This window comes from Bradyrhizobium sp. SYSU BS000235 (assembly GCF_049747295.1).
Taxonomy (GTDB): Bacteria; Pseudomonadota; Alphaproteobacteria; order Rhizobiales; family Xanthobacteraceae; genus Afipia.
In genome coordinates this window covers 1,424,997-1,449,735 of the sequence record NZ_JBMHJM010000001.1, presented here as the reverse complement: position 1 = coordinate 1,449,735, position 24,739 = coordinate 1,424,997, and the positions used below count along the sequence as shown (strand labels likewise).

Genomic DNA, 24,739 nt, shown 5'->3' with positions numbered 1-24,739 from the left:
TTTTAGCCGCCGGGGCCTATCGGGCGGGCGGGATTGCCCGCCACCGTCCGATTGGCGGCGACATCGCGCGTCACCACGCTGCCGGCTCCGATCACGGCTCCGTCGCCGATGGTGACGCCGGGCAAAATGATACTGCCGCCGCCAATCCAGACATCGCTCCCAATCCGGACCGGACGTCCGAATTCGAGGCCATCGCGGCGGGTCTTGGCATCTCTGGGATGGTCGGCGGCATAAATCTGGACCGCGGGGCCGATCTGCGTGCGGTCACCGATGGTGACTTCGACCACATCGAGGATGACGCAGTTGAAATTCAGAAAAACGCCGTCGCCCAGACGGATGTTGTAACCGTAATCGCAAAAGAACGGCGGCCGGATCACGACATTCGTCCCCATCGCCGCCAGCCGCTCAGTGAGGATCATCCGCATGACATCGGGAGCCGATCCCGCCGCGGAGTTATAGCGTGCCAGCCAACTGGCGGTAGCCGCCTGATCCGAGACGATCTCGGGCGCGTCAGGGCGATAGAGTTCGCCAGCAAGCATCTTCTGTTTTTCGGTCTTGCTCAGCCGATCTCTCCGAGATTGGGGAAAGCATCCGGCGCGGCTGCGAGAGCAGCGCGTGCTTTCACGCTGTCATCATCCATCTGGCGGATGAGCGGTTCGATCCCCTCGAACTTCAACTCGTCGCGAATGAAGGAAATGAACGCAACATCAAGTTGCTTGCCGTAAAGATCGCCCTTGAAATCGAACAGGAAGATTTCGAGCAGCGGCGCGCCATTGTCGAACGTCGGGCGCCTGCCAAAGCTTGCGACCCCGTCGAAACGCTGTGATCCAAGGCCGACACGAACGGCATAGATGCCGTGACGAAGCCCGCAATTCTTGTCGAGGCGGATATTGGCCGTGGGATATCCGAGATCGCGTCCGCGTTTTTCACCATGAATGACTTCACCCGTGATGAACCACGGCGCGCCAAGCATTGCAGTTGCCTCGTCGATCTGTCCTTCGGCCAGCGCCATGCGAATGGCGCTTGAGGAGATCGGACGATCGAGAATATCGACATGCGGCTGGATGTGGACCTCGATGCCCAGGCGCGGAGCCTCGCCGGCAAGCAGCGACGGCGAACCGCCACGGCCTTTGCCGAAATGGAAGTCGTAACCGACCGAAATGCCGCTCACGCCGAGGCGGCCGATGAGATCGTGATTAATAAAGTCTTGCGCTGTGGTGCCGGCGCGCGCGGCGTCGAACGTCATAATGACCGCACCATCGAGACCGGTCTTTGCCAGCAACCGTAACTTGGCGGTCTCGTTCGTGAGCCAGAACTGCGGCGTGTGGGGACTGAAAAAATGCCGAGGATGGGGCTCAAACGTGACGGCAAAAGCAGGCTTTTTCAGCCTCCGCGCCATATCGATCGCGGCAGCAATTACCGCGCGATGACCGAGGTGCACGCCGTCGAAATTGCCCAGCGCGACGACAGCTCCTTTGACGATCTCGCTTGCGGGCGTGGTGTCGTGAATGACCTTGAATGGTGTCGTTTGCATGTTGGAAAGGATGTTTTGAAGACTGTTGATGGCGACCGTGACCCCGTGGCCCAGTTGGAGTCAAGAGATGGCTCAACTTGGCGCAACTTGCCGGATTTCTGACAGGCCCGATTAACGGGCTGTTTAAGCCCGGCTGCTACGTTCCAGCAATCAAGACGGGTCGGCAGAAGCCGATTTGTGACGTGTTCAAGACGCAAGCCGGTTGCTGCGTTCGAGGGAGAAAAACAGCGATGGCCATGGATTTATCGATGTCGGTTCTGGTGGTCGATGACTACAACACCATGATCCGCATCATCCGCAATCTTCTTAAGCAGCTCGGTTTCGAGAACATCGACGACGCCAGCGATGGTTCGGCTGCACTGAGCAAGATGCGCACGAAGAAGTACGGCCTCGTGATCTCCGATTGGAACATGGAGCCAATGACCGGCTACGACCTGCTCAAGGAAGTCCGCGGCGACCCAAATCTCGCCACCACGCCTTTCATCATGATCACGGCTGAGTCCAAGACTGAGAACGTGATCGCAGCCAAGAAGGCCGGCGTGAACAACTACATCGTGAAGCCGTTCAATGCGGCGACGCTGAAGACCAAGATCGAAGCTGTGTTCCCGGACAACGTTCCGGCGTAACCGCTCCCAGAGACGCCTCCAAGCGTTGCACCTGTCCCAAGGTGTCTGATGCCCGGCCTCGTGCCGGGCATTTCATTTTGAAGGCCGTGTGCGGTGGTCGAAAGACCGTGTTTCCCGGTTCAGGGAGCTACCACTGCAAATCCCGCGTCAGGGCGCGGGGTGGTTTGGCGTCGCCGAATAACCGCTTGATTGCAAATTCGTCGATCTCCTGGAGATCGGCGAAGTCGGCCGAATGAATTCCGCGGGTGACGAACAGGCAATCCAGCTTCATCGTGTTGGCGCCGGTCAGATCGGTACGAACCGAGTCACCGATGGCGAGAACGCGGTTCAGAGGAGTCGTCGTTCCGCGTTTGATTGCCGCAAGTTCGAGGGCACGGTCGTAAATCGGAGGGTGCGGCTTGCCGTAGAAAAGCACGTTACCGCCTAGTTCGCGATACAGTTCCGCAATGGCGCCCGCGCAGTAGATCAGCCTGTCACCGCGCTCGACGACAATGTCGGGATTGGCACAGATGAAGGTCAGGTTTCGCTCGCGCGCCTGGATCATCATCTCCCGGTAATCTTCGGCAGTTTCGATCTCGTCGTTAAACGGTCCTGTGCAGACGATGTAGTCCGCCTCCTCAAGCGGAGCGAACGCAACATCGAGCTCCCGGAAGATGGGGGTGTCCCGGTCGGGGCCGATCTGAAACACCGACTTGTTCAAGTGAGATGCGACGTAGTTCCGCGCCAGATCGCCTGATGACACGATGGCGTCGTAGGTGTCGTCGGAGATGTTCATCTTGCGCAATTGTCGCTGCACGGAATCGGCAGGCCGTGGCGCATTGGTGATCATGATCACCGTGCCGCCTTGCTTGCGAAAGGTCTCAAGCGTTTTGCAGGGGCCGGGAAAGCCCTTGAGCCCGTCGTGAATCACGCCCCAGATATCGCTGAGGATCACATCGGTGTTGGTAGTCAGATCTTGCAGATGGTCAACGAAACGCAACGTGCTGACGGAAGATGCAGTCATGAAATCCAATCAGGTGAGGGCGGAGGCGCGGCGGACCAGCGCGGCATTACCGGTCAGGCGGGGATGATCCGCGGCAACCGGCTCGGTCGCCTTCTCCGTACCAGCCTTTTCGCTCTTTGGCGAGGATGCTTGAACGGCCTCAGCCGCACTATCCGGTGCTGCGTTTTCCGGACGCAATGGGCGCGGCGGCGAGAACAGGAAGCCCTGGCCGAACCGAACGTCGTAGTCGAGCAGGTCGACGACGGAACGCTCACCTTCAATTCGTTCGGCGACGAGATCGATCCCGAAACGTCCAAGCAGGTTGGACAGATCGGCCGCATGAATATCGGCGGACGACAGTTGTTTCTGATCAAGCAGCAGGTTCGCCGGCACCTTCATGAAGCGCACGCCACGATCCGCAAGGTCGCGGCCATCGACCCGGAGATCGGTGACGTTGTCGATGGAGAATCCGTAGCCGAGGCGTTTCAGTGTCGCCAGGTGTTCACTTTCCAGCGGCCCGAGATGGCGGAAGGTGTTCTGCTTGAATTCGAGAATAAGGTGCGGCGCGAGCGCGCGGTTGGCATCGAGGAAGTCGCGGCATTGATTGAATTCGGCCGGGTTGCTCAACGTTGCCGCGGAAAGATTGCAGAAGACGCCGACGTCCTTGTTGCGGACCGTCAGCCGCCGCAATACCTGCACGCAACGGAGCAACACGAGGTTGTCGATCTGGCCCATCAAGCCCGCAGTCTCCGCAGGACCGATAAAGGCACCTGCGGTCAGGACCTGCTCCTTGTCGTCGCGCAGACGCGACATGGCCTCATAGAAGCGGATCTTGCGCTGAGGCAGCGTCACCATCGGCTGGAGATAGATGTCGAGACGGTTGGCCTCGATTGCATTTTTGACCGCCACCAGCATCTGGGCATTGTTGACGTTGGCCGGGGTCGGCGGCGTGTCCACCGGCCTGGAGGCTTCAACGGGCTTGGAGGCTTCAACGGGGCTGGATGGCTCGATCGGCTTGCTGAAGCTGGTTCGTGGCGCCTCCGGAGCAACTTCCGGTGCGGAAAAGGTCTTGGCCGGATTCGAGGGCGGCACGTTCGCCAGGATATCTTCGTGAGCGGCAATGGAGCTTGCCAGCTCATTCATCAGTGAGGCGAGCTCGCCGATCTCGTTGGAGACCGTCTTGATGCGTTCCTGGCCGCTGCTGTCCGCTGCAATGAGGCGGGCTTCCATCGCGGTTATCCGACGGCCGACCTCGCCGACCTGACGCGCGAGATCTGCCGTGCCGCGTGACAGGTCGGCGATCTGGCCGCCGACATCGCTGCGATCGCGCAACCGCATCGAGACGGCATTGTACAGGATCAGGAAGGTGAGGGCGGCGAGCGCCACGACGGCGGATTCGGTAACGTTGAGGCCGGCGACGCTATAGAGCAACATGCCAAACGAGGCAGCGATCAACACCATGCAGATGGCGATGAAAATCGTCGAAATGCGAATCATGATGTGCGCCTGGACCTCGTATACAAAACGTTTAGCATTAGTTGAATCCGACGCGAAATCTTATCTGCCGCGAGCAGGAACGGATTCGGTTCCAGTCATTGCCATTTTGCGCGTCAACGCCGATCGGGTTCCCTTCATCCACATCTTTGTTTGCCGCATAAACGCAAAATGCCCGGCTTCGCAGCCGGGCATCTCGCTTTTGAGGCCTTTCGGGGCGTTTTATGCGACTGCGCGAATCACCTTGGCGACCTTGTCCATGATCTCGCCGACCTGGCTTTCGGAGACGATCAGCGGTGGGGTGAGCGCGATGGTGTCCCCGGCAATGCGGATCATCAGGTCGTGGTCATGGAAGGCGCTTTCGAGCGCTTCATAGCCCCGCAATCCCGCTGCATCTTTTTTCGGAGTCAGATCGATGCCGGCGGTGATTCCGACCGTGCGGATATCCACCACGTTCGGCTCTTTCCTCAACGCCATCACCGCATCAGCCCACTTCGGCTCCATCGCCCTTGCACGCTCGAACAGCCCTTCATCACGATAGATATCGAGCGTCGCGAGACCTGCTGCACAGGCCAAGGGGTGTGCGGAATAGGTGTAGCCATGGAAGAACTCGACCGCGTAATCAGGGCCCTTCATGAAAGAGTCATAAATGGTGTCGCTGATCACCACGCCGCCCATCGGCACAGCACCGTTGGTAATGCCTTTGGCGAACGTGATCATGTCCGGAGTGACGCCATAGCGTTCGGCGGCGAAGGCGTAGCCGAGGCGGCCATAGCCGGTGATGACTTCGTCGAAGATCAGCAGAATGCCGTGCTTGTCGCAGATCTCGCGGAGGCGCTTGAGGTAGCCCTTCGGGGTCGGCAGCACACCGGTCGAGCCGGCCATCGGTTCGACGATGACGGCGGCGATGGTGTTTGCGCCATGGAGGCCGACAATGCGCTCCAGTTCATCGGCGAGATGTGCGCCCCATTCCGGCTCGCCTTTGCTGAAGGCCTGCTTCTCGCGGTCATAGGTGGTGGGCAAATGATCGACGCCGGTGAGCAGCGAGCCGAACATCTTGCGGTTGTTGACCATGCCGCCGACCGAAATGCCGCCGAAGCCGACACCGTGATAGCCGCGTTCGCGGCCGATCAGCCGGGTCCGGCCGGCGTCGCCGCGGCCATTGTGATAGGCGAGCGCGGTCTTCAGCGCGGTATCGACAGCTTCCGAGCCGGAGTTGCAGAAGAAAACGTGCTCAAGACCTTTCGGTGCCATACCGGCGATGCGGCTCGCCAGCTCGAACGCCTGCGGATGGGCGAACTGGAACGGCGGCGCGTAGTCGAGATTCGCGGCCTGTTTGGCGATCGCTTCTGCGATCGGAGCGCGACCATGGCCGACATTGGAGCACCACATGCCGGCCGTGCCGTCGAGGATGCTGCGGCCATCGGTGGCGAAATAATGCATATCCTTCGCACTGGCGAGCATGCGCGGCTTGCGCTTGAAGGAGCGGTTCGAAGTGAACGGCATCCAGAAGGCGTCAAGGTCATTTGGGGTCGCGACAGTCGGGCGAGGATGCTGAATATTCACGGGGTCTTCCTTCCGAAGAACTTTTTGGGGGCCACGGCCGCGAACCCTAGCAGCTTCTTCCCCGGACCGAAACGCGTTGATGCATCAAACCGGGCGGCGGCAAAATGCAAAAACGGCATAGGAGTTTAATACAATCACAGGTTGAGTGAGGTGCATCCAAAGACCGGCCGCCGAGGTCATGGAGAGGTACGACAGAGCCAACGGTGATGCTTGCCGCTCCGGTACACGGCTGATAACCCGATATCACTTTCCAACGCTGGCGCACGGCGCCGCAATCATCGAGCACCATGTCCGAGAACAAAGCCAAAAAACCTCAGAAACTCAAAGCTCGCCTGCCGCGCGGGCTGGTGGATCGTACGCCCGCCGAAATCGCTGCCACCCGGCAGATGGTAGAGAGGATCCGCGAGGTTTATGAGCGCTATGGTTTCGAGCCGGTCGAAACCCCGGCCATGGAGTACACCGATACGCTCGGCAAATTCCTGCCGGACCAGGATCGGCCCAACGAGGGTGTGTTCTCGTTTCAGGACGACGACGAGCAGTGGATCTCGTTGCGTTACGATCTGACCGCGCCGCTGGCGCGCTATGTTGCCGAAAATTTCGATACGCTGCCAAAGCCCTATCGCAGCTATCGCCACGGCTACGTCTACCGTAACGAGAAGCCGGGCCCGGGCCGCTTCCGCCAGTTCATGCAATTCGATGCCGACACGGTCGGCAGCGCGTCGCCGGCAGCCGACGCCGAGATGTGCATGATGGCTGCCGACACCATGGAGGCACTGGGGATTCCGCGTGGCTCTTATGTGGTGAAGGTCAACAACCGCAAGGTGCTCGACGGCGTGATGGAGAGCATCGGCCTTGGCGGCCCCGAGAATGCCGGCAAGCGTCTCACGGTCCTTCGTGCCATCGACAAACTGGATCGTCTGGGTGTCGAAGGAGTGACGCTGCTGCTTGGTGACGGCCGCAAGGACGAAAGTGGCGACTTCACGAAGGGCGCAGGGCTGAGCGCGGAGCAGAGCGCGATCGTGCTTGAAAGTCTCAATGCGGACAGCGCGCAGACGGAATTCGCCGAATCCGAGGCGGATCGCTCGCCCGCGTCACTCCTGTTCCAGAGTGAAGCCTATCGTCAGGGACGCGCGGAGCTCGACGAGATCGCCAAATTCATCACGGCGGCTGGATATCATGCCGACCGGATCAAGATCGATCCGTCCGTCGTCCGCGGCCTGGAGTACTACACGGGCCCAGTCTATGAAGTTGAGCTGCTGCTCGATACCAAGGATGAAAAGGGCCGTCCGGTGCGTTTCGGCTCGGTCGGCGGCGGTGGCCGTTATGACGGACTCGTTTCACGCTTCCGTGGCGAGCCGGTGCCGGCAACGGGATTTTCCATCGGTGTGTCACGCCTGCAGGCGGCGCTGACACTGCTTGGAAAGATCGACACGACGCCCGAGCATGGTCCGGTCGTCGTGGTCGTGATGGATCGCAATGAGATCGCGCAGTATCAGGCGTTTGTCGCGACACTTCGCAATGCAGGCATCCGCGCTGAACTCTATCTCGGCAATCCGAAGAATAATCTGGGCGTGCAGTTCAAATACGCCGACAGGCGCAATTCACCTTGCGTTGTCATCCAGGGTGGTGATGAGAAGGCGAAGGGCGAAGTTCAGGTCAAGGACTTGATCCTGGGTGCCGAGATTGCCGGCCTCTCCAGCGACCGCGACGACTATCGCCAGAAGCAAGCTGAAGCGCAATTCGCCGCGAAGGAGAGCGAGTTGGTGGACGCAGTGCGCAAGGTTCTTGCACGTCACAACGTCACCTGGGCGAAGAAATAGCTGTACGACAAACAACGTTGCGCAAGGCCGTTCGATACAGCGGCAACGCCCGGTCCGTTCTCACGTCGAAGTGAGCTGAACGTAAGACAGTTGACAAGTTTCGCGATCACCTGAAGTTTTGCATTCAAGCGGTCACATGAAGTGGCTGCGTTCAACTGGAGGACATGATGCCCGAGGTCACAATCAATTTGGCAGCCGGCCGCACGGACGAGCAGAAGAAGGGCATGATGCTCGATATCACCCAGGCGCTGGTGAAGAACCTCGGCGTCGATGCGGAAGCCGTGGTGATCCAGATCAATGAAGCGCAGCTCAATAACAAGATGAAGGGCGGCAAGACCTTCATCGAGCGCCAGAAAAAGTGAGCGCGGACAAAGCGGGCTCAGGCGTGCTTGATCGCGTTTCCGTCGGCGAGACCGGCGAAAAGATCGTCACCGTCACACACGATATGACGGTGGCGCATTTCTTATCGACCATGCCGGCCGTCTATGCCACGCCGATCATGATCCTGCATATGGAGATGGCGTCGACGTCCATCATCGCGAAACATCTGCCGGAGGGGCATGTCAGCGTCGGAATGGAAGTGAATGTCCGGCATCTGGCTGCAACGCCGGTCGGTGGGCAGGTGCGTGTGACAGCGCGCGTGCTTCAGGTCGATCCCAAAAGCGTGTTGTTCGAGGTGGAAGCCTGGGACGGGGATCGCAAAATCGGGGATGGCACCCATCGGCGCGGCGTGGTGAACGTCGCTGCGTTCGAAAAGAGGTTGGGGGCTCGTTAGAAAGCCCGCAAGCTCACGGATATCTGATCGCTTTGCTTGGGCGTTGATTGTAGATAAGTGCCGAAGGGCGCCGGATTGCGCCGCTTTGACGAGGACGTCCCATGCGAAAGTTATTGATCGCTCTCGCTATCATGCTGGTCTCGGCGCAGGCCCATGCCCAAATGGGCGGCGGCAAGCATCGCGGCGGCGGCAGGCAGACTTCGGCCGGTGACGCGGACAAGCAGAAGCGTATGGCCAAGGAAGAAGCCGCAGCCAAAGCCGCGATGAAAACAGTGCCGGATTCGACAGAGAAATACGATCCGTGGAAAATCGGAAAATGAAGCGTGGCTCAGTAAGCCACGCGCAGGGGACGGCTCAGATGACCGGGGCGCACCCAGACGCATGAGAAGGAAATATAGCCGCCGTAACGCGCGTCCGAGCTGATGAGCTTTACGCCTTTGCCGTAGCGGGCACAGTGATCAACGGCGAGCCCCTTGATGTCCACGCCTTGCTGGTAAAGCGAGTAGGAGATGATGCCGCCGGTGTCATTGCCCTTGAAGGGAGGGACGGTGTCGACCCAACTGAACAGGTCGTCTGCCCGCGCCGTACCGGACAAAGCCACGACGCATGCCGCAGCCAAAATCGCCAATCCTGTGGTCCGCATCGTCTTCTCCAATCGCCATCTGCCGGCACTCTCTCGCAACAGCAGGCTCATCAGGCTCTAAACATCGGTTGCGTATTATGACAGCAAAACCAGCGTCCGATTTGCGCAACACGCACAGGGACCATAAAGCCACCGGGCCGACATGGAAAGAACACGCGCGTTCTCAGCGGGGGATGGCTGATAAGTGTTGCCGCGCTGCACTTGACCCCATGCCGGCTTCGCGGCACTTTCCGCCGCAACAACATTCGGTGGATCGCGCCATGCGCCAGTTTTTCTCGATAGTCCGGAAATCCAGCTTCGTCGCCATTTTGGCTGCGCTTGTCGGTTTCATGTCACTTAGCCAGCCGGTCCAAGCGGCGAATATTTTTGAGAAGGGCTTCTGGCTGTCCGGCCCGCGCTACGATGGCGTAGTGGGCGATTGCTACCAGGCCCTCCAGACGATTTCTTCGCGTTTCGCGGAAAAAGAGCGGAAGTTCTGGAATTCCAACCTCGAAATCACCGGCTATGCCCATGTGCGTGAGACCGCTTTTCACCCGTGGGCAAATGACACCATTCCGCGCCGCTTCTGCTCCGCCAGCGCGATGCTGAATGATGGCAAGGCGCGGCAGGTGTACTATTCCGTGATTGAGGACGGCGGGTTCGCCGGTTTCGATTCGGGCGTCGAGTGGTGCGTGGTCGGTCTCGACCGCAATTGGGCCTACAATCCGCGCTGCAGGGCCGCCCGGCCGTAAGCTTTCCTCGCCCATAGCCGATGATGTCGGTCGCCGCTCCATATCGTGGGGCGGCGATTTTTGTTCTTGGAATGTTCTTGAAAATTGTTCCGGGTCTGATTAGGCTCGCGCCAGATTAGGTAGGGGGCGTAAAGATGACCGGATCGATGGCCGCACACGTTGCGGGGGACGGCAAACCCAGGCGTCTCGGCGGGCGGTTGTTCGGGACGGTGCTTCAGTCGGGATTGGTCGCGGCGCTGCTGGTGCTCGCGGGGATGGCTGGCAGCGATATCGCCCGGGCCCAGGATCATCGCCAGAATGCTCCCGGCGAATTCGATTTCTACGTGTTGTCACTGTCCTGGTCGCCGTCGTTCTGCGAGGCGGCAGGGGAGCAACGCAACTCCAGCCGCGGCGTTCAGACCCAGTGCAAGGGACGGCCTTATTCGTTCGTGGTCCACGGACTTTGGCCGCAATACGAACGCGGCTTTCCGAATTACTGCCAGAGACCCGCGCCGCGACTGGCGCGCAATGTGATGTCGTCGATGCTCGATCTCATGCCGGCGTCTGGGCTGATCTATAACGAATGGGACAAGCACGGCACCTGTTCCGGGCTTGGCGCTCGCGCGTATTTCGAAACGATCCGCAAAGCTCGTGCGGCGGTGAAAATTCCGGCCGAGTATCTGGACCTCTCCGATCCGCTCACGGTCGCCCCTGCGGCGATTGAGGAAGCGTTCATCAAGGTCAATCCCGGTCTCAGCAGCTCGGCGATCTCCGTGACTTGCGACAGCCGCCGTCTCAGCGAAGTGCGCATTTGCATGAGCAAGGATCTGCAATTTCGCGCGTGTGAGGAAATCGATCGCCGCGCCTGCCGTCGGGACAGTGTGCTGATGCCGCCGGTGCGCGGCGGATAGCCCGCGATCAGGAGCCCTGGTCGCATATGTGTTCGACGCGGGGCTCCCGTGCCTTAAATCCGGGCACATCCTTAGTCTGGTGCGGTCTATTTTCACCGCTCGTCTGACAGGATACGGGTCGATGCTATCCCTGCGTTACTTTCGCGCGCTGATGTCGTAACTGTCGTGGCATGAACTATCGCCACGCCTTTCATGCCGGAAATTTCGCTGACGTGATCAAGCACATCACGCTGGCCCGCATCCTGACCTATTTGCACGAGAAGCCTGCCGCGTTTCGCGTGATCGATACCCACGCCGGGGCAGGTCTTTATGACCTCACCAGTGACGAAGCCGAACGTGGCGGCGAATGGCGGACAGGCATCGCGCGGCTGATGCAGGCGCGGCTGTCGGACGCCGTGATGACCCTCGTCTCGCCCTATCTCGATATCGTGCGTGCCTTCAATCCCCAGCGTGACCTCACTGCTTATCCCGGTTCGCCCCTGATCGCCCGGGCCCTGTTGCGCCCGCAGGATCGCCTTGTCGCTTGTGAGCTTGAACCGACGGCGCGCAAGCACCTCATCCGTGCGTTGCATCGCGATCCTCAAGGACGCGTCGTGGACCTTGATGGCTGGACGGCACTTCCCGCCTTCGTGCCGCCGAATGAACGGCGCGGGCTGGTGCTGATCGATCCGCCTTTTGAGAGCCGCGACGAGTTTACGCGGCTTGCGGATGGGTTTGCGGCAGCCCATGGAAAATGGCCGACCGGCATTTACATGCTGTGGTACCCGATCAAGGAGCGGCGCGCTGTCGAGGCACTCGCTGATCGTGTCGCGCGGATTGCGAACGCCGGTGGGGGAAGCGATGCCAAATGCCTGCGCGTGGAATTCAGTGTGGCACCGCAAACTGCGGACTCAGGGCTGGTCTCGACCGGCCTCCTGATCGTCAATCCGCCATGGACCCTGGCGGCCGAATTGAAGACGATCCTGCACGAACTGGAAAAGCCGCTGGGGCAGGGCGGCGCGGGGCGCTTTCGCGTGGACGCACTCCGGGGCTGATCGGCATCCCCCATTTGGGTATGCCCGGGATTTGCGCACCTGAACCGAGATCAAAAGCGCCGTAGTCAATGTGATACGAACCGTATTATGCTGGTCATGTGATGGCTGGCTTTACGTCCCGCGCCCGCAAATGGGGGCGGCGGAATGACGAGGCTTCGAGCGTACTCCGGTTTTCCCGGACTGCTCCAGGCCGAGGCCTTCCGGCAGGTGAATGTCCGGTCAGGCTGCTGCGTGTTAGCGCAACGGCGGTGCAATGCGGGGAGGAGTTTCCCGATGGCCATGACGGGGACGGTCAAGTTTTTCAATGCAGAACGTGGTTATGGATTCATCAAACCGGATGACGGCGGTCGTGATGTGTTTGTGCACATCACTGCGGTCGAGCGTGCCGGGTTGAAGAATCTGGCGGAAGGACAGCGCATCACTTTCGAGGTCGAGCCCGATAAAAAGGGCAAGGGACCGAAAGCGGTTGATCTGGTGGTTTCGTCCTAAGCCTGGACTAGTGTGGCGGTTCTGAAGTCCGCATCATTCGTGCGGCGAGTCCGTAATGCGGACTTCAGAACCGCCACACTAGAACAATAGCGTGCAAGAGACCTCCGATGCCGAAGTTCGCAGACGAACGAGCGGCGGAATGATGCGAACTTCGGAATCGAGACTCTAGCGCGTACACGATTGCAGGTGGATTGCCGCGTCGTCGCGTCGATGGCGCGCGGCATTTCACTCCCTGCATTTCATTCCCTGCAACTCGTTTAATGGCATCCATTTGATTGCCGCCATTTGGACGCACGAACGCTGTTGCTCTAACAAAAATCCCGGGCACTGCCCGGGATTTGAAAGCTGTGAAGTGGATGCGTGATCAGAACCGATAGTTCACGCCCACGCGCAGCGTGTTGAATTCGTAGCCGTTGGGCATGCCGGTGATCGAGAAATTCCTGTCGGACAGGTCCACATAAAGGTATTCGATCTTGGCGGACCAGCGTTGGTTGAGAGCAATTTCGGCACCGACGCCCAGCGTCCATCCGAGTCCCGTGTGGCTCTCCGAAAGGAGAAAGCTCTCGCCCTTCAGCCCGCCGAATGCGAGACCACCGGTACCGTAGAGCAGGACGTTGTTGAAGGCATAGCCGACGCGGCCGCGCGCGGTGCCGAACCATGGGTTGGAGAACTTCCAGGGCGCGAATGTGTCCTCCGCGCCATTGATCTGAAGGTCGCCTTCGATACCGAAGACCAATGCGCCAGACTGCCAGTTATAGCCGGCCTGAATGCCGCCGAGCACGCCTGCCGGCTTGGTGGCGTTGTGGGTGATGTCACCCCAAGCGTATCCGATGTTGCCGCCGATATAGGGGCCCATCCAGCTGTTGGAGAGGGGTTGGCTGACGGTGTAAGGCTGCTGGGCATAGGGCCGGCTGCCGTAAATGTCCGCTGCCTGTGCAGATGCCGACATGCAAATCGCGGCGAGGATTGCTCCGCTAAACGCCGTTTTACTCATACTTACTTCCCTCACGCACGTGCCCGGAATTGCCGGGGTTAGATCATCTGCAGGAGCAGCCAGGCTGCCGTGGCGGGTCCGTCATGGTTACGGAATTCCACCTTTTCTGTGTAAAATTTATCGAGAGTTTTACGTTAAGCGCTCGTTAACGCGGGTTGCCGCCCCATTAACGTCCCTAAAAAAGTGTTAAAAGCTGTTGTGCCACAGCCCCTTCGCGGCGTGTCTTTGCAATCTGTCTTTGACCGGCGTTGGGCGCGACATAGGCTTTTCCGTGCACGCCCTGCGCTGGATGAATCCGCCCGCCGTACATAAATTCCGCTCATGACTCACGACACCACTGACCCGTCACAGCCGAAGGATCCGGCGTTCCAGACACAACCGCGGGACCTTGCATCAGGGAACTTGGGTGGTCAGGACGTCGATCCCGCCACGATGTCTGCCGACCCGGCGTCTACGGACGAGGACGACGAGGGTCGCCTGCCGGAGCAGGTTGACGACGATTCTGATGAGCTTGCATCGGAAGGCACGCTGGCGGCCGGCCGTGCCGCCATCGAACGCGCGGTGAAACTCGCGCCGACATCGGCCGGCGTCTATCGCATGCTGAACGCTGCGAACGATGTGCTGTATGTCGGCAAAGCCAAGAGCGTCAAAAAACGGCTGTCATCTTATGCGCGGCCGACCGGTCATCCCGCACGAATCGCGCGAATGATTGCGGCGACAGTCGCGGTGGAAATCATTTCGACTGCGACCGAAACCGAAGCCCTATTGCTTGAAGCCAATCTGATCAAGCAATTGCGTCCGCGTTTCAACGTGCTGCTGCGCGACGACAAGTCGTTCCCTTATATTCTGATCACGGGCGATCACTGGGCCCCCCAGATTCTCAAGCATCGCGGCGCTCAAACGCGGCCGGGCCGTTACTTTGGGCCGTTCGCATCGGTGGGCGCGGTGAACCGCACCATTACAGCGCTGCAGCGCGCGTTCCTTGTGCGCTCATGCACGGATTCGTTCTTCGAAAGCCGGACGCGACCCTGCCTGCTGTATCAAATCAAGCGTTGTGCCGGCCCTTGCACAGGCGAGGTCGACTTTCCCGGCTACACCGAACTGGTGCGCGAAGCGAACGACTTTCTCTCCGGGCGCAGCCGCGCCGTGAAGGAACTGCTTGCGGCCGAGATGGAGAAGGCGTCGAACGACCTCGAATTCGAGCGTGCGGCGCTCTATCGCGACCGTTTGGCTGCGCTATCGGCGATTCAATCGCAGCAGGGCATCAATCCGCGCACCGTGGAGGAGGCCGATGTGTTCGCCCTCCATCAGGAAGGTGGATACTCCTGCGTCGAAGTGTTTTTCTTCCGCACCGGACAGAACTGGGGCAACCGTGCCTATTTCCCCCGTGCCGACAAATCGCTGCCGCCGGAGGAAGTGCTTGGTTCATTCCTGTCGCAATTCTACGACGACAAGCCTCCGCCGAGGCAGATTCTGCTCTCGCATCGCGTCGAGGATCAGGAATTGCTCGCCGAGGCACTGAGTGTGAAGGCGGGGTTCAAGGTCGAGGTGGCGACACCGCAACGCGGCGAGAAGAAAGAACTCGTCGCGCATGCATTGACCAATGCGCGCGAGGCCTTAGGACGCAAGCTCGCCGACACCGCGACGCAAGCACGGCTGTTGCAGGGGCTTGCCACGACGCTGGGCCTGCCGCGTGTGCCGCGTCGTATCGAGGTCTACGACAACAGCCATATCCAGGGCACCAACGCGGTGGGCGCGATGATCGTTGCCGGGCCCGATGGCCTGCTGAAAAACCAGTACCGGAAGTTCAACATCAAGTCGCAAGGGCTGACCCCGGGCGACGATTACGCGATGATGCGCGAGGTGCTGGAGCGCCGATTCAAGCGGCTGCTCAATGAAGCGCCTCAGGGAAGCGAACCGGATTCCCCGCAGGAAGCTCAGGAAGCTGACGATACCGCGCCGCGATGGCCCGATCTTGTCATCATCGACGGCGGGCAGGGCCAGTTGAATGCAGCCCGTGCAATTTTCACGGAATTGAACCTGACCCAGGTCGCATTGATCGCCGTGGCCAAAGGGCCGGACCGCGATGCGGGACGCGAGACCCTGTTTATGCCGGACCGGCCATCGATCAAGCTCGAACCGCGTGACCCCGTGCTGTATTTCATTCAGCGGCTGCGGGACGAGGCGCACCGCTTCGTGATCGGATCGCACCGCAAGCTGCGCAAAAAGGATATTCGCGAGGCCGGATTGCAGGAAATCCCCGGCATCGGGCCGTCCCGCAAGCGTGCCTTGCTTCATCATTTCGGGACACTCAAGGAGATTGAGCGGGCTTCGCTGGCCGACCTCGGCAAAGTTCCCGGTGTCAGCGCCGAGAGTGCCCGCAAGATTTTCGATTTTTTCCACCCCAACAACGGCTGATGGATCATTTTTCGGCAGGAATTTGCGCGTAGATGAATTCTGTATTCCGACCTGCCCAAAATACCGCTCCCGACTGTTGACGCGGGAGCTTTCGCAGTATTGGTAACATCCATGACCAGTGTCGCCGCCAGAAAGCCAGCGAAACGTTCGCTGTCGTTGCCCAACATCCTCACCTACTCGCGGATCGTGGCGGTCCCGGTGGTGATTGGCTGCATGTATGCTCAGTCCCTGTTGGGCGGGCCGTTGTGGCTGCGCTGGGTTGCGTTGGCTATTTTCATTGCGGCCGGCGTGACCGACTTCCTCGATGGTTACTACGCGCGGATGTGGGACCAGCAATCGGCGTTCGGCCGGATGCTCGATCCGATCGCAGACAAGCTCCTGGTGGCGTCGTGCCTGCTGATGCTGGCGGCGGACGAGACCATCCGCGGGTGGTCGCTGTGGGCTGCCATCGTGATCCTCTGCCGCGAAATTCTGGTCTCGGGTCTGCGCGAATATCTCGCCGCGCTCCGCGTCAGCGTGCCGGTGTCCCAATTGGCGAAATGGAAGACCACCGTTCAACTCGTGGCCATTGGCTTCCTGATCGCAGGTGAAGCGGGGGAGGAGATCCTGCCGCAGACGATTCTGATCGGGATCACGTTGTTGTGGATCTCGGCGATCTTCACCATCTACACAGGGTGGGATTACCTGCGTGCGGGGATCCATCATCTCACTGAGGAGGACCGATGAAGGTTCTCTATTTCGCCTGGGTGCGCGAACGCGTCGGCAAGGCCGAGGAAACCATCGATCCACCGGCAAGCGTGCGTACGGTTTCCGACCTCGTGCAATGGCTGGTGGCCCGCGGTGAGGAATATGCCAACGCGTTTGCCTCGCCGCGCACGATTCGTGCCGCGATCGACCACAGCCATGTGAAATCCGATGCTGCGATCGCTGGTGCGCGTGAAATTGCGTTCTTCCCGCCGATGACGGGCGGCTGATTCCTCCATGTCTTGCCCGGTGACCATTCGCCTTCAGTCCGCCGATTTCGACATCGCTGCGGAAATTGCGGTGTTGACCAAAGGGCGCACCGATATCGGCGCAGTGGTGAGTTTCTCGGGAATCTGCCGGGGTGGCGAGGGTGGCGACGCCATCGCCGCGATGACCCTGGAGCATTATCCCGGCATGGCCGAAGCCGAGATCTCACGTCACGTGGATGAAGCCAAGGCGCGCTGGCCGCTGACGGGTGTGACGGTGATCCATCGTTATGGTCGTGTCGTGCCTGGCGACAACATTGTGTTGGTCCTGACCGCGTCCGCGCATCGCCAGGCCGCGTTTCAGGCCGCGGAATTTTTGATGGATTACCTGAAGGCCAATGCGCCGTTCTGGAAATCGGAAGAACGCTCCGACGGCAACGCGTGGGTCGAGGCGCAGGCTCATGACGACGATGCGGCCGCGCGCTGGAAGCCGTAAAGACACAGAGATACTGAAGAAATTAATGGCAAAGAAAACGAAATCCGTTGCCGCGAAGGCGTCCGCCAAGCGCGCTGTTGGTGCCAAGAAGGCAGCCAAAAAGCCTCTCAAAATTGCGAAGCCCATCAAGGCCGCGCCCGGCGAACTGCTGACATTGCTGGATCTGGTCCGTTATGCGGTGAGCCGGTACGCCGAGGCACGGATTGTCTTTGCCCACGGCACCACCGACCCGGTCGCTGAAGCGGTCTTTCTCGTGTGCGAAGCGCTGCATCTCCACCCCGATCAGTTCGAGATGTTTGCCAACGCACGCGTGACCTTGCATGAAGCCGGACGAATTCTGGATCTGATCGCGCAACGCATCGAGACACGAAAGCCAGCCGCTTATCTGGTCAACAAAATCTACATGCGCGGCTTGCCGTTCTACGTTGATGAGAGGGTGATCGTCCCGCGTTCCTTTATCGGCGAGCTGTTGGATTCGCATTTCAGCGGACAGACCGAGGATGAGGGCGGTTCGTTGATCGAAGATCCCGGCTCGGTCGAACGTGTGCTTGATTTATGTACCGGTTCCGGATGCCTGGCCATTCTCGCAAGCCAGACGTTCTACAATGCCAGCGTGGACGCGGTGGATCTTTCGAAGGATGCATTGGCGGTCGCTGCACGTAACGTGTCCGATTATGGACTCGAGGATCGGGTCTCGCTCTATCAGGGCAATCTGTTCGATGCGGTGAGCGATGCGCGGTACGACCTGATCATCACCAATCCACCTTATGTCGATGAAGAAGGCATGGCGGGGTTGCCGCTCGAATGTCGCCACGAGCCAGCGATGGCGTTCGATGGCGGTGTCGACGGCCTCGATATCGTGCGCAAGATCCTGAACGAAGCCGGTCGGCACCTCACGCCGAACGGCGGTCTGCTCTGCGAGATCGGCCGCGGACGTGAATTGCTCGATGACGCGTTTCCGCAACTGCCGTTGCTCTGGCTCGACACGGAAGATTCCGAAGGTGAAGTATTCTGGGTGCCGGCTGAAGCACTTAGATAGGTATAGGTTGATTTGTCATCGCCGAGGTCGGTGTTCCCGCGCCACCTGCTCGACAATCGTCATAGAAAATCGTGCCGTGCCGGTGTAACCGGTCAGCATGCTGTTCAATCCTCGCCAAAATGCATTGTCGCGTGCTGCATGGCTCGATGAATTTCGGGCGATGTTGTCGCTCGGGTGGCCGCTGGTTCTTACTAATCTCGCACAGATCGCTCTGACCACGACCGACCTGATCATGGTCGGCCGGTTGGGGTCATCGGCTCTCGCGGCCGCGGCGCTCGGTGTGAATCTTTATTTTGCACTTCACATTTTCGCCATTGGGCTTGTCACGGCAACGTCACCGATGATGGCGGAGGTGTTCGGCCGCAAGCTCCATATTGTGCGTGAAGTGCGCCGCACGTTTCGCCAGGGATTGTGGACGGCGGTGATCATTTCGCTGCCGTGCTGGTTCGTGCTTTGGCACGCCGAGACGATCCTGCTCTGGTTCGGTCAGGAGCCGCAGCTTGCGGCCGATGCGCAGACCTTCGTGCATCATCTGCAGTGGGGATTTTTGCCCTTCCTTGGTTTCATCGTCCTGCGTGCCTTTGTCTCGGCACTTGAACGGCCGATCTGGGCTCTGATCGTGACTGCGACCGCGATCCTGTTCAACGTCGCGGCGAATTGGATCCTGGTCTTCGGTCACCTCGGTCTGCCGGCGCTTGGCTTGAAAGGATCGGGTCTCGCGACCTCGCTCTCGAATACATTTCTGTTTTGCGGGCTTGCGCTGGTGGTGATCCTGAACAAGCGGCTGCGGCGTTATCATCTATTCGGGCGCTGGTGGCGGCCGGACTGGCCGCGCCTTGTCGCGCTGTGGCGGCTTGGTCTGCCGATCGGCGCCACGCTTGCTTTCGAGGTCACCATCTTCAACGCCGCTGTGTTTCTGATGGGACACTTCGGCGCGGCAGCTATCGCGGCCCATTCCATCGCGATTCAGATTGCGTCGGCATCGTTCATGGTGCCCATGGGTCTTGGGCAGGCGGCGACGGTGCGCGTCGGGCGGGCTCACGGTGCACGCGATCGGGATGCGGTCACCCGCGCAGGCTGGACTGCGTTCGCGCTGGCCATGGTGTTCATGGCGACGATGAGTGTGGTGATGATGACCATGCCCCGGACGTTGATCAGCGCCTTCATCGATATTGCGGACCCTGCCAACATGGCGGTGGTGAATACCGCAGTCACGTTCCTGTTTTGCGCCGCGATGTTTCAGATCGTGGATGGCGCCCAGGCGGTCGGGGCCGGCATGCTGCGCGGGCTTCAGGACACCCACGTGCCGATGATCTATGCCGCCATCGGCTATTGGGGGGTCGGAATGCCGATGAGCCTGTTCTTTGCGTTCAGAATGGGCTTTGGCGGACTCGGCATCTGGATCGGCCTTGCCACCGCTCTTGCGGTGGTGGCCTGCGTGATGATGACACGCTGGATCAGGCGCGATCGTCTCGGTTTAGTGGCGGCACGCTAATCAATCCTCAGCGTGCCGCGTTGTCCTGAACAGGCGACTCTTTAGGCTGCGGCCTGCTTGCCCTTCGGCTGCACTTCAGAGGTGTAGTCGTTCATCAGCTGCTCACTGATCGTGCCCGGCGTGAACTTCCAATTCGCGATTTGCGAAACCGGGGTGACTTCCGCAGCCGTGCCGGTCACGAAGCACTCCGTGAAGCCGTCCATCTCTTCCGGCATGATGCGACGCTCGATCACCTCGATACCGCGGCGCTTGGCGAGATCGATGACCGTCGCGCGGGTGATCCCTGCGAGGAAGCAGTCGGCGATCGGAGTATGGATTTTGCCATCCTTGATGAAGAAGATGTTAGCGCCGGTGCATTCGGCAACACGGCCCTGCCAATCCAGCATCAAGGCGTCGGCAAAGCCGTCGCGCTCCGCCTTGTGCTTGGAGATGGTGCAGATCATGTACAGACCCGCGGCCTTCGCCATCGCCGGGATGGTCTTGGGATCGGGCCGGCGATAGTCGGCAAGGCCGATACGGATGCCCTTCAGGCGCTCAGCCGGGCTGAAGTAGCTCGGCCAGCTCCAGCAGGCGATCGCCAGATGAATGGTGTTGCTTTGAGCCGACACGCCCATCATTTCCGAACCGCGCCAGGCAATCGCGCGGACATAAGAGTCCGGCAGATTGTTTTTTTCGATGACCAGCTTCTTGGCGGCGTCGATCTCGGCGACGGAATAAGGAATCTCGAAATCCAGCAGTTCGGCCGATTTCTTCAGACGCTCGGAGTGTTCGGTGCACTTGAAGATCTCGCCGCCATAAGCGCGCTCGCCCTCGAACACGGAACTTCCGTAATGCAGGCCATGGGTCAGGACGTGGACATTGGCGTCGGCCCACGGCACCAGTTTGCCGTCATACCAGATGACGCCATCAATTTTGTCGAACGACACTCCCATCGCTTTGTCTCCAGATCGGCCGGTCCCAGAGCCGGCGGTGCGCCCTTTGTTTTACGTGGGCGGTTAAGTCCAGTATGTTTCGTGGAATGTCTATCGACAATCGCACGGCGAGGAAATTCACTTTGGAGCATGCCAGGGACTGGGGTTTCCGGACTTCCAAAGCGCCGCAAGTGGCGAAATATCCGAATATTTCGTGAAGCTTGGTTTTTTTGTAACATTGAAACCGAAATATGTCAACATGACTGACATAAATTTCAACGCGCCACGCACAGGGCAGACCCCCGCGGATGGCGGAGCTTCGGGTCCCACGGCATCCGCCGACCAGCGCTGGGACATCATCGAGCTTTTGTTTTTCGCCTATCGGGACTTTGTCGGCGATGCCGACCACGTCCTGGAGGAATTCGGCTTCGGCCGGGCTCACCACCGGGTGGTTCACTTTGTGACCCGCTATCCGGGGCTCAAAGTCGCCGATCTGCTGGACGTGCTCCGGATCACCAAGCAATCGCTGGGCAGGGTCCTCAAGCAACTGCTGGACGAAGGCTATATCGTTCAGAAGGCTGGCGATGCGGATCGCCGGCAACGTCTTCTTTTCGCCACGGCCAAAGGCGAGGCCCTTGTCGCAAAATTGGCCGGTCTGCAGACCGCTCGCATTAACCGGGCACTGGAGGGCGTCAGCCCTGCCGGAGCGGACGGAACGCGCCAGTTTCTGCTTGCCATGATTGACCATGACGACCCCGACAAGGTGCTGGACGTGATCCTGAAGAGCAGTCGAAGAGCGGCAAAGGACGTTAAATGATCGATGCCGCGACAACGGAACGCGCGCGTGCCGAGCCCGCCGACGACGCGCCCCATCTGCTGTTGGTTGACGACGACCGCCGCATCCGCGACCTGTTGTCGCGTTTCCTCGCGGGAGAAGGCTACCGTGTTACCACGGCGAAGAGTGCCGCAGATGCTCGCGCGAAGCTGGTCGGCCTGCATTTCGATCTTCTGATTCTCGACGTGATGATGCCGGGCGAGACCGGATTTGATCTCGCGCGTTCGCTTCGTACCGATTCCGGAGTACCGATCATCATGCTCACGGCACGAAGCGAAGCGGAGAGCCGCATCGAGGGATTGCAGATCGGGGCCGACGACTACGTTGCGAAGCCTTTCGAACCGCGCGAACTCGTGTTGCGCATTGCCAACATCCTCAAGCGTGCCGCGCCGGCTGCGGCGCCCGCCGTGGAGTCGGTCGCGTTCGGTCCTTATGTCTATCACCTCGAGCGCGGCGAACTGCGCGACGGTGAGAATGTGATCCATCTTACCGACCGCGAGCGCGACATGCTGCGCATTCTCGCGGCTGCGCCCGGCGAAACCGTACCGCGCGGAGCGCTGACCGGTGGCGACGGCAACGCCAACGAGCGTGCGGTGGACGTGCAGATCAATCGGCTGCGGCGCAAGATCGAGCGCGATCCGGCTAACCCGCTGTTCCTGCAAGCCGTGCGTGGCATCGGCTATCGTCTCGTCGCTTCGCCTTGAGCCGCCGGAACACATTGTCATGAGCACGCTCGACACCGGCCTCACCTTCATTCGCACAGCTTCGCGCGGCGTGTCTCACGCGAGCGGATGGCTGGGGCGCTGGTTCAAGGAGATGATGCCGAAGGGGCTTTATGCCCGCGCGTTGCTGATCATCATCGTTCCGATGGTGATCCTCCAGTCAGTGGTCGCGTTCGTGTTCATGGAGCGGCATTGGAACACTGTGACCCGGCGGCTGTCCCAGGCCGTCACGCAGGACGTGGCTTCGCTGATCGACATCTACAAGACCTATCCGCAAGACAAGGATCGAACGCAACTGCGACGGATTGCGCAGCAACGGCTTGGCTTGGTTGTCGACTTCCTGCCCGTCAACGATATGCCGCCGCCGGGGCCGAAGCCGTTCTTCTCGCTGCTGGATCAGGCTTTGTCGGTGCAGCTTGGCCGCCAGATTGGACGCCCCTTCTGGATCGACACGGTCGGACGCTCGTCGCTGGTGGAAATCCGTATCAAACTCGATGACTCCGTGATGCGCGTGTTTGCGCAGCGGAGCGCCGCTTACGCGTCGAATTCGGAAATCTTCCTGTTCTGGATGGTTGGCACATCGTCGATCCTTCTGATTGTCGCGGTATTGTTCCTGCGCAATCAGATCAAACCCATTCTTCGCCTGGCAGATGCCGCGGAGAATTTCGGTAAAGGCCGAGAGGCGCCGGACTTCCGTCCCCGCGGCGCGCGTGAAGTTCGCCGCGCGGCACAGGCCTTCATGGAAATGAAGGCGCGCGTGGAACGCAGTATCGAGCAGCGCACGGCCATGTTGGCGGGCGTCTCACACGACCTGCGAACAATCCTGACGCGCTTCAAGCTCGAGCTTGCGCTGATCGGCAACAGTCCGGAAGTGGACGGCATGCGCAAGGATGTCGACGAAATGAGCGGCATGCTGGAGGCTTATCTTGCCTTTGCGCGCGGAGACGGTGGCGAACAGGCACGTCCAACCGACATGGAACAGGCGCTGGAGGAATTGCGCAGCGACGCCGAGCGGCAAGGACACGTCGCCACTGTGACGTTCCACGGTCTGCCGGTGGTGACGGTCAAGCCCGCATCCTTCAAACGCTGCCTCGCCAATCTGGTGTCGAACGCGGCACGTCACGCCGACACTATCAACATCACCGGCCATCGCGATCATCGCTATCTGATCGTGACCATCGATGATGACGGTCCGGGCATCCCGCAGAACATGCGCGAGGAAGTGTTCAAGCCGTTCCTGCGGCTTGATGATGCGCGCAATCAGGATGAGGGCGGCACCGGGCTTGGTCTTGCGATCGCGCGTGACATTGCCCGATCCCACGGTGGCGACATCACGCTTGGCGACAGCCCGATGGGTGGATTGCGCGCAAGCGTACGTGTACCGGTCTAGGCAGGTCGGTCGACGTCGAAACGGTGGATTATTTCGCCAGCTCTTTCGATCGCTTGGTCGCGGCCGCAACGGCACGTGTGAGCAGCGGCTCGAATCCATCCGCAGCCATCAGCACTTCAAGTGCAGCAGCGGTCGTCCCGCCTGGCGACGTCACGTTCTTGCGCAGCGTGGCACTGTCCAGATAGGAGCGATGCAGGAGTTCGCCCGAACCTGCGACGGTTTCGCGGGCAAGCTTGGTGGCGAGCGCGGCGGGCAATCCCGCAGCAATGCCGGCCCGTTCGAGTTCCTCAGCGAGCAGGAACACGTAGGCAGGACCGGAGCCCGACACCGCCGTCACGGCGTCCATCAGCGCTTCGTCGTCGACCCATTCGACCGCACCAATGGCGCTCAGCATGGCATCGGTGGTTGCCCGCTGGTCCGGCGAGACGTCTTTTGATGGCACGGCAACCGTGATGCCGCGGCCAACCGATGCCGGTGTGTTCGGCATGGCGCGGATCACCTTGCCGCCGCAAATGGTCTCGATCGTTGCGATGGTCGTTCCCGCCATGATCGATACAACGAGCGTGGCCGGTGAAATGAATGGCTTCAGCTGCGGGCCCACCTCCGCGAACATTTGCGGCTTCACCGCGAGAACCAGCACGTCCACGGTGCTCAAGTCATTTGCGGTTGGATTGAGGCGGACACCGCGGGCCGCGAAGCCCCGCGTCTCGTCCGACGGATTGGGTTCGACCATCGCGACGTGCTTGGTATCGATCCCCTGCGCAAGCCAGCCGGAGAGCATGGCTCCCCCCATCTTTCCCGCACCGGCAAGGAGGATCGTGCCGTGAAAATTTCTCAATGTATCGGCGGAAGATGACGTCATAGGCGTGATACTCGCGTCGCGCCGTTAGACGGCGGGGTTCCAA

General features: G+C 60.3%; 27 protein-coding genes. 18 read left to right on the top strand and 9 right to left on the bottom strand.

What is annotated here, in order from left to right; all coding sequences use genetic code 11:
• Positions 1-2 precede the first annotated feature (2 nt).
• The gene (locus ACP0KA_RS06705) at positions 3-563 is read right to left on the bottom strand and encodes a sugar O-acetyltransferase (RefSeq protein WP_424631502.1); all 561 of its coding nucleotides are present in this window, start codon (positions 561-563) and stop codon (positions 3-5) included.
• Entirely contained in the window at positions 560-1,534 is a 975-nt protein-coding gene (locus ACP0KA_RS06700; RefSeq protein WP_424628058.1) for a bifunctional riboflavin kinase/FAD synthetase, read from the bottom strand. The genes ACP0KA_RS06705 and ACP0KA_RS06700 overlap by 4 nt, the downstream gene beginning before the upstream one ends.
• Before the next feature lie 230 nt (positions 1,535-1,764).
• Here ACP0KA_RS06700 and ACP0KA_RS06695 point away from each other — a divergent pair, with 230 nt between their 5' ends.
• Positions 1,765-2,160, top strand: a complete 396-nt coding sequence (locus ACP0KA_RS06695; RefSeq protein WP_424628057.1) for a response regulator — start codon at positions 1,765-1,767, stop codon at positions 2,158-2,160.
• 127 nt (positions 2,161-2,287) lie between these two features.
• On the opposite strand, the gene ACP0KA_RS06690 is transcribed toward ACP0KA_RS06695, so the two are convergent.
• From ACP0KA_RS06690 to ACP0KA_RS06680, 3 genes are all read right to left on the bottom strand, one after another.
• Positions 2,288-3,163 (bottom strand): TIGR01459 family HAD-type hydrolase, encoded by an 876-nt coding sequence (locus tag ACP0KA_RS06690; RefSeq protein WP_424628056.1) that lies wholly within the window; start codon positions 3,161-3,163, stop codon positions 2,288-2,290.
• A 9-nt stretch (positions 3,164-3,172) separates the two neighbouring features.
• Entirely contained in the window at positions 3,173-4,639 is a 1,467-nt protein-coding gene (locus ACP0KA_RS06685; protein ID WP_424628055.1) for an EAL domain-containing protein, read from the bottom strand.
• Positions 4,640-4,858: 219 nt separating this feature from the next.
• Positions 4,859-6,142: an aspartate aminotransferase family protein gene (locus tag ACP0KA_RS06680; protein ID WP_424631501.1), complete on the bottom strand. Its 1,284-nt coding sequence runs from the start codon at positions 6,140-6,142 to the stop codon at positions 4,859-4,861.
• 347 nt (positions 6,143-6,489) lie between these two features.
• On the opposite strand from ACP0KA_RS06680, the gene hisS reads away from it, so the two are divergent.
• The 4 genes from hisS (at position 6,490) to ACP0KA_RS06660 (ending at position 9,117) form a co-directional block, all read left to right on the top strand.
• Entirely contained in the window at positions 6,490-8,022 is a 1,533-nt protein-coding gene (gene hisS / locus ACP0KA_RS06675; protein ID WP_424628054.1) for a histidine--tRNA ligase, read from the top strand.
• A gap of 167 nt (positions 8,023-8,189) precedes the next feature.
• On the top strand, positions 8,190-8,384 hold the full coding sequence (locus tag ACP0KA_RS06670) for a 2-hydroxymuconate tautomerase (RefSeq protein ID WP_424628053.1): 195 nt from the start codon (positions 8,190-8,192) through the stop codon (positions 8,382-8,384).
• The gene (locus ACP0KA_RS06665; protein WP_424628052.1) at positions 8,381-8,797 is read left to right on the top strand and encodes a thioesterase family protein; all 417 of its coding nucleotides are present in this window, start codon (positions 8,381-8,383) and stop codon (positions 8,795-8,797) included. The genes ACP0KA_RS06670 and ACP0KA_RS06665 overlap by 4 nt, the downstream gene beginning before the upstream one ends.
• A 101-nt stretch (positions 8,798-8,898) precedes the next feature.
• Positions 8,899-9,117: a hypothetical protein gene (locus ACP0KA_RS06660; protein WP_424628051.1), complete on the top strand. Its 219-nt coding sequence runs from the start codon at positions 8,899-8,901 to the stop codon at positions 9,115-9,117.
• An 8-nt stretch (positions 9,118-9,125) separates the two neighbouring features.
• On the opposite strand, the gene ACP0KA_RS06655 is transcribed toward ACP0KA_RS06660, so the two are convergent.
• Positions 9,126-9,440, bottom strand: coding sequence for a hypothetical protein (locus ACP0KA_RS06655; RefSeq protein ID WP_424628050.1), 315 nt, complete (start codon positions 9,438-9,440; stop codon positions 9,126-9,128).
• 260 nt (positions 9,441-9,700) lie between these two features.
• Here ACP0KA_RS06655 and ACP0KA_RS06650 point away from each other — a divergent pair, with 260 nt between their 5' ends.
• The 4 genes from ACP0KA_RS06650 to ACP0KA_RS06635 all read left to right on the top strand — a co-directional run bounded on the left by ACP0KA_RS06650 (position 9,701) and on the right by ACP0KA_RS06635 (position 12,584).
• A complete protein-coding gene (locus tag ACP0KA_RS06650) occupies positions 9,701-10,171 on the top strand; it encodes a hypothetical protein (RefSeq protein ID WP_424631500.1) in 471 nt (156 codons plus the stop codon).
• A 254-nt stretch (positions 10,172-10,425) separates the two neighbouring features.
• Positions 10,426-11,061, top strand: a complete 636-nt coding sequence (locus ACP0KA_RS06645) for a ribonuclease T2 family protein (RefSeq protein WP_424631499.1) — start codon at positions 10,426-10,428, stop codon at positions 11,059-11,061.
• Positions 11,062-11,231: 170 nt separating this feature from the next.
• Positions 11,232-12,095, top strand: coding sequence for a 23S rRNA (adenine(2030)-N(6))-methyltransferase RlmJ (locus ACP0KA_RS06640; RefSeq protein WP_424628049.1), 864 nt, complete (start codon positions 11,232-11,234; stop codon positions 12,093-12,095).
• 273 nt (positions 12,096-12,368) lie between these two features.
• Entirely contained in the window at positions 12,369-12,584 is a 216-nt protein-coding gene (locus tag ACP0KA_RS06635) for a cold-shock protein (RefSeq protein WP_424628048.1), read from the top strand.
• Positions 12,585-12,948: 364 nt separating this feature from the next.
• Here ACP0KA_RS06635 and ACP0KA_RS06630 read toward each other — a convergent pair whose 3' ends face one another.
• Positions 12,949-13,578: an outer membrane protein gene (locus ACP0KA_RS06630; RefSeq protein WP_424628047.1), complete on the bottom strand. Its 630-nt coding sequence runs from the start codon at positions 13,576-13,578 to the stop codon at positions 12,949-12,951.
• A gap of 321 nt (positions 13,579-13,899) precedes the next feature.
• On the opposite strand from ACP0KA_RS06630, the gene uvrC reads away from it, so the two are divergent.
• From uvrC to ACP0KA_RS06600, 6 genes are all read left to right on the top strand, one after another.
• The gene (gene uvrC / locus ACP0KA_RS06625; RefSeq protein WP_424628046.1) at positions 13,900-15,996 is read left to right on the top strand and encodes an excinuclease ABC subunit UvrC; all 2,097 of its coding nucleotides are present in this window, start codon (positions 13,900-13,902) and stop codon (positions 15,994-15,996) included.
• A gap of 111 nt (positions 15,997-16,107) precedes the next feature.
• Positions 16,108-16,722 (top strand): CDP-diacylglycerol--glycerol-3-phosphate 3-phosphatidyltransferase, encoded by a 615-nt coding sequence (gene pgsA / locus ACP0KA_RS06620; protein WP_424628045.1) that lies wholly within the window; start codon positions 16,108-16,110, stop codon positions 16,720-16,722.
• Positions 16,719-16,970 carry a molybdopterin converting factor subunit 1 gene (gene moaD / locus ACP0KA_RS06615; protein WP_424628044.1) on the top strand — a complete coding sequence of 84 codons (252 nt, stop codon included), beginning with the start codon at positions 16,719-16,721 and terminating at the stop codon, positions 16,968-16,970. The genes pgsA and moaD overlap by 4 nt, the downstream gene beginning before the upstream one ends.
• Before the next feature lie 7 nt (positions 16,971-16,977).
• On the top strand, positions 16,978-17,442 hold the full coding sequence (locus ACP0KA_RS06610) for a molybdenum cofactor biosynthesis protein MoaE (RefSeq protein WP_424628043.1): 465 nt from the start codon (positions 16,978-16,980) through the stop codon (positions 17,440-17,442).
• Between the two features lie 25 nt (positions 17,443-17,467).
• A complete protein-coding gene (prmB, locus tag ACP0KA_RS06605; protein WP_424628042.1) occupies positions 17,468-18,481 on the top strand; it encodes a 50S ribosomal protein L3 N(5)-glutamine methyltransferase in 1,014 nt (337 codons plus the stop codon).
• A gap of 97 nt (positions 18,482-18,578) precedes the next feature.
• A complete protein-coding gene (locus ACP0KA_RS06600) occupies positions 18,579-19,976 on the top strand; it encodes an MATE family efflux transporter (RefSeq protein ID WP_424628041.1) in 1,398 nt (465 codons plus the stop codon).
• 41 nt (positions 19,977-20,017) lie between these two features.
• Here ACP0KA_RS06600 and ACP0KA_RS06595 read toward each other — a convergent pair whose 3' ends face one another.
• Complete coding sequence (locus ACP0KA_RS06595; protein ID WP_424628040.1) at positions 20,018-20,908, bottom strand: branched-chain amino acid aminotransferase; 891 nt, start codon at positions 20,906-20,908, stop codon at positions 20,018-20,020.
• Between the two features lie 238 nt (positions 20,909-21,146).
• Between ACP0KA_RS06595 and ACP0KA_RS06590 the strand changes: the two genes are divergently transcribed.
• Genes ACP0KA_RS06590 through ACP0KA_RS06580 form a run of 3 tightly spaced genes read left to right on the top strand, consistent with a single transcriptional unit; the run spans position 21,147 to position 23,834 of the window.
• On the top strand, positions 21,147-21,704 hold the full coding sequence (locus ACP0KA_RS06590; protein ID WP_424628039.1) for a MarR family winged helix-turn-helix transcriptional regulator: 558 nt from the start codon (positions 21,147-21,149) through the stop codon (positions 21,702-21,704).
• On the top strand, positions 21,701-22,426 hold the full coding sequence (locus tag ACP0KA_RS06585) for a response regulator (RefSeq protein WP_424628038.1): 726 nt from the start codon (positions 21,701-21,703) through the stop codon (positions 22,424-22,426). The genes ACP0KA_RS06590 and ACP0KA_RS06585 overlap by 4 nt, the downstream gene beginning before the upstream one ends.
• A gap of 19 nt (positions 22,427-22,445) precedes the next feature.
• Positions 22,446-23,834, top strand: a complete 1,389-nt coding sequence (locus ACP0KA_RS06580) for an ATP-binding protein (protein ID WP_424628037.1) — start codon at positions 22,446-22,448, stop codon at positions 23,832-23,834.
• Between the two features lie 28 nt (positions 23,835-23,862).
• Here the strand turns inward: ACP0KA_RS06580 and proC are convergent, their stop codons facing one another.
• Positions 23,863-24,696: a pyrroline-5-carboxylate reductase gene (gene proC, locus ACP0KA_RS06575; protein ID WP_424628036.1), complete on the bottom strand. Its 834-nt coding sequence runs from the start codon at positions 24,694-24,696 to the stop codon at positions 23,863-23,865.
• Positions 24,697-24,739: the final 43 nt, after the last annotated feature.